This is a genomic window from Bacillus sp. 522_BSPC (assembly GCF_001076885.1).
Taxonomy (GTDB): Bacteria; Bacillota; Bacilli; order Bacillales; family Cytobacillaceae; genus Niallia; species Niallia hominis.
Map to the genome: position 1 here is coordinate 1 of NZ_JVDT01000093.1, position 5,402 is coordinate 5,402.

Here is a 5,402-nt window from a genome sequence, read left to right on the forward strand (position 1 = left end):
CATCAGGATAACCGTCAAAATAAGATGGATGCTCTCCTCCGTGCAAATGAGGGACAATAGGTACTGGTTGCTGTGCTAGGGGAAATCCTGGTGGAAATGATGGAAATGGTGGTAGAGGAACTGACATGGAATTTGGATTTGCCCAATCGAGTGTCGGATCAACCGGAAGAAAATGGGGACCAGTAATGTTGTTTATCCATTGAACATGTACAGGAATTCCTCGAATGGCTTCAAATGTGGAACCTGGAGCACTTTTATAGTAAACCGCTCTTCCCGTGTACGGGTCCTGTATCATACCACTGTAACCAAAAACTTTCGTGGTACCGAATCCAGGCGGTAAGATTTGCTGCTGGAATTCACTTGCTTCAATTTTATACGCATGCCCGATCACTTCACCAGATATTGGCTGTCTAAGAATAGTAGGCATATATACCGGTGGGATAACGAGTTGATTTACGAATTTAGGAATCCTTTTAGGATCTAAAGGTTGTACCATTTCATCCTCTCCTCTTCATATCACTACGGTATATGCAGGAAAGGAGCATTTCATGCGTATATTCATACTAGAATAATCTATTTACTTGAAAACGTTCCTCAACAATCTGGCCCTTTAATGGAATATCATAACTGTTGTTTTAACCACTTAATTTTAAGTTGAAGAACTTTATTTTAACTTAACAGCTATCATTTTAAGATAACTTTTTTATTACTTATAATGCAAAATAGCGATTAAAATTGGTGCAAAATAACGTCTAAAGTGACATATTAGCTTGATAGACTCTCAATAACACCTATCAAAAATACATATTAAAAGAGGACAAAATATGATCTATGGATACGCCCGGGTTAGTACACAAGACCAAAACCTTGATACCCAAATCGAACAACTTACAAAATTTGGAGTAGACGAAGTTGTAAAGGAGAAAATCAGTGGTGTTTCTAAACAGAAGCAACAATTGGATGAACTTCTTTCCAAGATTACAACTGGAGATACCTTAGTTGTGACTCGAATGGATCGTCTTGGTCGAAACACTGTTCAGTTGTTACAGCTAGTTGAACAGCTTCGTGAAAGGAACATCCACTTTGTTATCCTTAATTTAGGAATTGATACAAGGACACCTACTGGTAAATTCTTTTTAACTGTAATGGCAGCATTTAGTGAGCTAGATCGAGAAATGATTAAAGAGAAGCAACGTTCAGGGATTAAATTGGCCAAGCAAAAGGGTAAATATCGAGGAAGAGTAAAAAAATATACGGATAAACATCCAGGAATGAACCACGCAATTGAATTACGAAATACAACAGATAAAACGGTAAAGGAGATATGTGCCATTACAAAGGTTAGTCAGGCAGCGTTTTATCGTAAGCTAAAGGAAATGGAGGAAAAAGAGGGGATATAACAGAATGTAAATTATTACCTGTGTGGCCCCTCAATCCTCGAATCGTTTCCGTACCCCTACTAGATGACCAAAATATAATACCTCAATTTTCAACTCTGGAAATGTCCTAATTACTAAGTCATCACAATAATCTAATCGATCTTTGACTTGTACAGATAAGTTTTTATTTATGTACATAATATCCTCTCAAAATGTTAGTTTACAGTTAGCATTACAAAATTATGGTATTGTTATTCATAATTATTTATGTTGGTTATAGTAAACATGTTATTACAAAGATTGACCAAATAATCTTTTGTTAATTGTAAAACAAAAAAGACAAGTTATTTAACCTGTCTTTCTCTTTCGATGAATTAATTACAATTTAGGTACTATAATGATTATTTATTAGCTTATATAAAGCCTATGATCCTTATCAGATTTATAAAAAGTTTTTCTTAATATTATCTGTTAACTCAGAAATGACCTTTTTCTTTTGTTGTTCAGGTGAATGAATAGTTAAAATTATCAAATCCACCAAATCAGGACTTTCTTTAGCTAATTCCTGCATGTAGTCATACCCGAAATCTTTCATGACCAGTAGCAATTTACTCATGTTACTGGAAACTTACATCTATCTTCTTTTTTACGTCCTTCGCCACTTTTGGCATTGTTATTTCAAGTATTCCATTTTTGTAGGTAGCTTTAACCCCATCATGTGAAACGGGGCTTGGAAGTGTTATCATACGTTGAAAACGACCTGTATAGCGTTCCTTTTTTAACATATTTTCTTCTTTTATTTCATTGGTACGCTTGATAGAACCACTAATGTTTAATCTGTTATTTTGTATATCAATATCTACATCTTCTTTCTTTTCAAGACCAGGTAAATCACATGTTGCCACAATCTCATTCTCAGTTTCATGAACATCTACTCGAATCCCACCTATACCATGTTCATTGTCAAACGAAATTGGTAATTCCGAAAAGAAACGATCGAATTCTCTTCTCATATTTGATAATTGTCTAAATGGATCATAAGGTACTAATGACATATTCAATCCTCCTTGTTTATTTTCAAAGATATTATTCCAATTTTGTATACGTTTATTCATAAATCCTTTATTTTACGTTCTGTACAAATGGATTCGTATCTGTACCAATTTTTAGAGTGTTTCTTTTAACACAACTTCCATAGAATTAACCCAAATAGCAGAATACAAACCCTTCAAGACCAATAATAATCTACTCAATCTCACATTCTATTTCCGTTTCATCTAATAAACTCACAACAATTCTTTCCCCTTCAAATACAGTCAACTTTCTAATCAATGTAAAATATAACTCCAAATCAAACTCTGTTATTGGCTCTGCTTTTTCAATGAGCTCAATAAACTGTCTTACTCTATATTTTTGTAAATAATCTTCACTATCTATGTTCTGCTGCCATTTTTCTAAAAAATAATCTTTGTTCTCTATGATGGCATTAAACGTGTTAATAAAAGCTTGGTATAAGACTTTATCGTCAATATGTTTGTTCTGACGTAAGCGTCAAACTATACCCACATGGTTTGACGCTTTTTTATATGCGATAATCTCCTAGAGATTACACATAATGGAGGTTTTGCTATATGAAGAGATCCGATCTTAGAGTTGAATGGGAAAAACGGATTGCTAACTATATGACAAGCGGACTAAGTGCTTCAAATTGGTGTGCAGCCAACGAGGTCAGTATTCATCAATTCTGGTATTGGAAGAAGAAGCTTAAAACAACCGAAGACACGTCAAATACCCCTTCACAATGGATTACATTAGAAATGGATGAAACAATGACAGACTCTCAATCTAACATAGTTGTTCATGTTGGTCACGTAGCGTTAGAGGTCAAACAAGGCTTTGATCCCCAGCTGCTTGTAGATGTGGTAAGGACACTTCAATCCATATGCTAAATGCATCAACGATTGAGAGTGTCTACCTCGCTCGAGGTAGCACGGACATGAGAAAATCCATTGATGGATTAGCTATCATCGTTCAGATGGAATTCAATCTAGATCCCTTTTCATCGAGTCTTTTTGTTTTTTGTAACAAGAAACGCGATAAACTCAAGATTCTTCATTGGGATACCAACGGATTTTGGTTGTACTACCGAAGACTCGAACGTGGAACATTTCACTGGCCATCTGATCATGGGAGCTTAGGTCCGTATAAAATCTCACGTCGCCAATTGAATTGGTTGTTAGATGGTTTATCATTAGAACAGACAAAAGCACATCCCGTCGTTTCTGCAAAAACTGTCGTTTAAACATGAAATTATGAGAGTAATCGGTTGGATCTTATAGTATAATGAAATCATGAAAAAGACAAAGAAAACAGCAAACACAACTCCTACAATTGAAGAACTTCTCGAGCGCGTTCAACTCTTGGAACAGAAAAACGCAGACTTAGAGGCGAAGCTAGAAAAGGAAAAAAGTGAATCTGAAGCCAAGATTAGTTGGTTACAAGAACAGCTTCGCCTTCATCAGTCTAAACGTTTTGGTGTATCTAGCGAAAAGGGCATTCCAGGTCAACTGGAACTAACTCTTTTTAATGAAGTTGAACAAGAAGCGGACCTCGCATCACCCGAACCTACCGTAGAAACCATCACCTACCGCCGTAAGAAGAAACGCGGCCAACGTCAGTTGATGTTAGAAAATCTGCCTGTGGAAACGATCGATTATCGTTTATCCGATGAAGAGCAGGTCTGTTCGTGTTGCGGTGGAAACCTGCATGAAATGAGTACAGAAGTCCGTCAGGAATTAAAATATATCCCAGCTGAAGTAAAAGTGGTGAAGCATGTGCGCCATGTTTATTCATGCCGCCATTGTGAACAGGAGGCCATTGAAACGCCGATCCAAACCGCGCCCATGCCGAAGCCAGTCATTGCGGGAAGTCTCGCATCTCCATCTATGTTGGCACATATCATGAGCCAAAAGTATGTAGAGGGACTTCCTATATATAGACAGGAAAAACATCTACATCGTTTGGGTATAACATTATCTCGTCAAACGATGGCTAATTGGATGATGTACGGAGCAGATCGTTGGTTAAGCAAGCTATATAGTCGGATGCATCAGCTCCTAGTTAAGCTTGACATTGTTTGTGCGGATGAGACAACTCTTCAAGTGCTTCAAGAGCCAGGTAGATCCGCTTCATCTAAATCCTATTTGTGGCTATACCGTACAGGTGTCGAGGGATCTCCCATCATACTATATGATTATCAAGAAACCAGAGCTGGAGAAAATCCAATGAACTTCTTAAAGGAATTCAAAGGCTTTCTTCAAGTCGACGGTTATGCCGGATATCATAAAGTAGAAAACGTAACACTTGTTGGTTGTTGGGCTCATGCCAGACGTGGTTTTACCGATGTCTTAAAAGCACTGCCTACAAATAGTATAAAACCAGTCGCTGCGACCGAAGGTCTCCAATTCTGTAATCAACTTTTCACGATTGAGCGAAAGTTAAAGGAATTAGAGCCGGAAGAACGGTATAAACAACGTCTAGAGCAAAGTAAACCAATACTAGACTCTTTTTTGTCATGGCTAAAAGTACAAGAACAACATGTGTTGCCTAAAAGTGGTCTCGGCAAAGCTATTACATACTGTCTAAACCAGTGGGATAAGTTAGTGGCATTTCTAGAGGATGGTCGATTAGAAATCGATAACAATAGAAGCGAAAGGGCTATTAAGCCAGTAGTGCTTGGAAGGAAGGCTTGGCTGTTTAGTAACACACCAAATGGTGCGAGAGCCAGTGCCATCATATACAGTATCGTGGAGACAGCGATCGCAAACGGATTGAATCCATATTACTATCTTCGCTATCTATTTGAGCAGCTTCCCAACTTGGATCTGACAGATCATGATAACCTTGACCAACTACTTCCTTGGTCAACGACACTACCAGTGTCTTGTATTTCATTTAAAAAACTTAACTAAATAATAACCCAGGCCCCATCTAAAACATAGGTGGGGTCTATTTGACGCTTAC

At 37.4% G+C, this 5,402-nt stretch carries 7 protein-coding genes and 1 pseudogene; 4 read left to right on the plus strand and 4 right to left on the minus strand.

Annotated features, from left to right (window positions below; all coding sequences use genetic code 11):
• Positions 1–496: pseudogene (locus ADJ83_RS07340) on the minus strand (hypothetical protein); the annotation flags it as partial.
• Between the two features lie 328 nt (positions 497–824).
• On the opposite strand from ADJ83_RS07340, the gene ADJ83_RS07345 reads away from it, so the two are divergent.
• Entirely contained in the window at positions 825–1,400 is a 576-nt protein-coding gene (locus ADJ83_RS07345) for a recombinase family protein (protein ID WP_031540329.1), read from the plus strand.
• Positions 1,401–1,430: 30 nt separating this feature from the next.
• Here ADJ83_RS07345 and ADJ83_RS25510 read toward each other — a convergent pair whose 3' ends face one another.
• From ADJ83_RS25510 to ADJ83_RS07350, 3 genes are all read right to left on the minus strand, one after another.
• Positions 1,431–1,577 carry a hypothetical protein gene (locus ADJ83_RS25510; RefSeq protein ID WP_155986803.1) on the minus strand — a complete coding sequence of 49 codons (147 nt, stop codon included), beginning with the start codon at positions 1,575–1,577 and terminating at the stop codon, positions 1,431–1,433.
• A 244-nt stretch (positions 1,578–1,821) separates the two neighbouring features.
• On the minus strand, positions 1,822–1,995 hold the full coding sequence (locus ADJ83_RS25805; protein ID WP_192840933.1) for a hypothetical protein: 174 nt from the start codon (positions 1,993–1,995) through the stop codon (positions 1,822–1,824).
• A 1-nt stretch (position 1,996) separates the two neighbouring features.
• Positions 1,997–2,434 (minus strand): Hsp20/alpha crystallin family protein, encoded by a 438-nt coding sequence (locus ADJ83_RS07350; RefSeq protein ID WP_031540323.1) that lies wholly within the window; start codon positions 2,432–2,434, stop codon positions 1,997–1,999.
• A 576-nt stretch (positions 2,435–3,010) separates the two neighbouring features.
• Here ADJ83_RS07350 and tnpA point away from each other — a divergent pair.
• The 3 genes from tnpA to tnpC are packed head-to-tail and all read left to right on the plus strand — an operon-like array spanning position 3,011 to position 5,350.
• On the plus strand, positions 3,011–3,328 hold the full coding sequence (gene tnpA / locus ADJ83_RS07360; protein ID WP_031540353.1) for an IS66 family insertion sequence element accessory protein TnpA: 318 nt from the start codon (positions 3,011–3,013) through the stop codon (positions 3,326–3,328).
• Positions 3,322–3,681, plus strand: coding sequence for an IS66 family insertion sequence element accessory protein TnpB (gene tnpB / locus ADJ83_RS07365; protein WP_031540354.1), 360 nt, complete (start codon positions 3,322–3,324; stop codon positions 3,679–3,681). The genes tnpA and tnpB overlap by 7 nt, the downstream gene beginning before the upstream one ends.
• 49 nt (positions 3,682–3,730) lie before the next feature.
• Positions 3,731–5,350 (plus strand): IS66 family transposase, encoded by a 1,620-nt coding sequence (gene tnpC, locus ADJ83_RS07370; protein WP_048717388.1) that lies wholly within the window; start codon positions 3,731–3,733, stop codon positions 5,348–5,350.
• Positions 5,351–5,402: the final 52 nt, after the last annotated feature.

Excerpts from the sequence above, each read along its gene's own strand:
- ADJ83_RS07350 (WP_031540323.1), bottom strand. The coding sequence starts at position 2,434 with ATGTCATTAGTACCTTATGATCCATTTAGACAATTATCAAATATGAGA.
- tnpB (WP_031540354.1), top strand. The coding sequence starts at position 3,322 with ATGCTAAATGCATCAACGATTGAGAGTGTCTACCTCGCTCGAGGTAGC.
- tnpA (WP_031540353.1), top strand. The coding sequence starts at position 3,011 with ATGAAGAGATCCGATCTTAGAGTTGAATGGGAAAAACGGATTGCTAAC.
- tnpC (WP_048717388.1), top strand. The coding sequence starts at position 3,731 with ATGAAAAAGACAAAGAAAACAGCAAACACAACTCCTACAATTGAAGAA.
- ADJ83_RS25510 (WP_155986803.1), bottom strand. The coding sequence starts at position 1,577 with ATGTACATAAATAAAAACTTATCTGTACAAGTCAAAGATCGATTAGAT.
- ADJ83_RS07345 (WP_031540329.1), top strand. The coding sequence starts at position 825 with ATGATCTATGGATACGCCCGGGTTAGTACACAAGACCAAAACCTTGAT.
- ADJ83_RS25805 (WP_192840933.1), bottom strand. The coding sequence starts at position 1,995 with ATGAGTAAATTGCTACTGGTCATGAAAGATTTCGGGTATGACTACATG.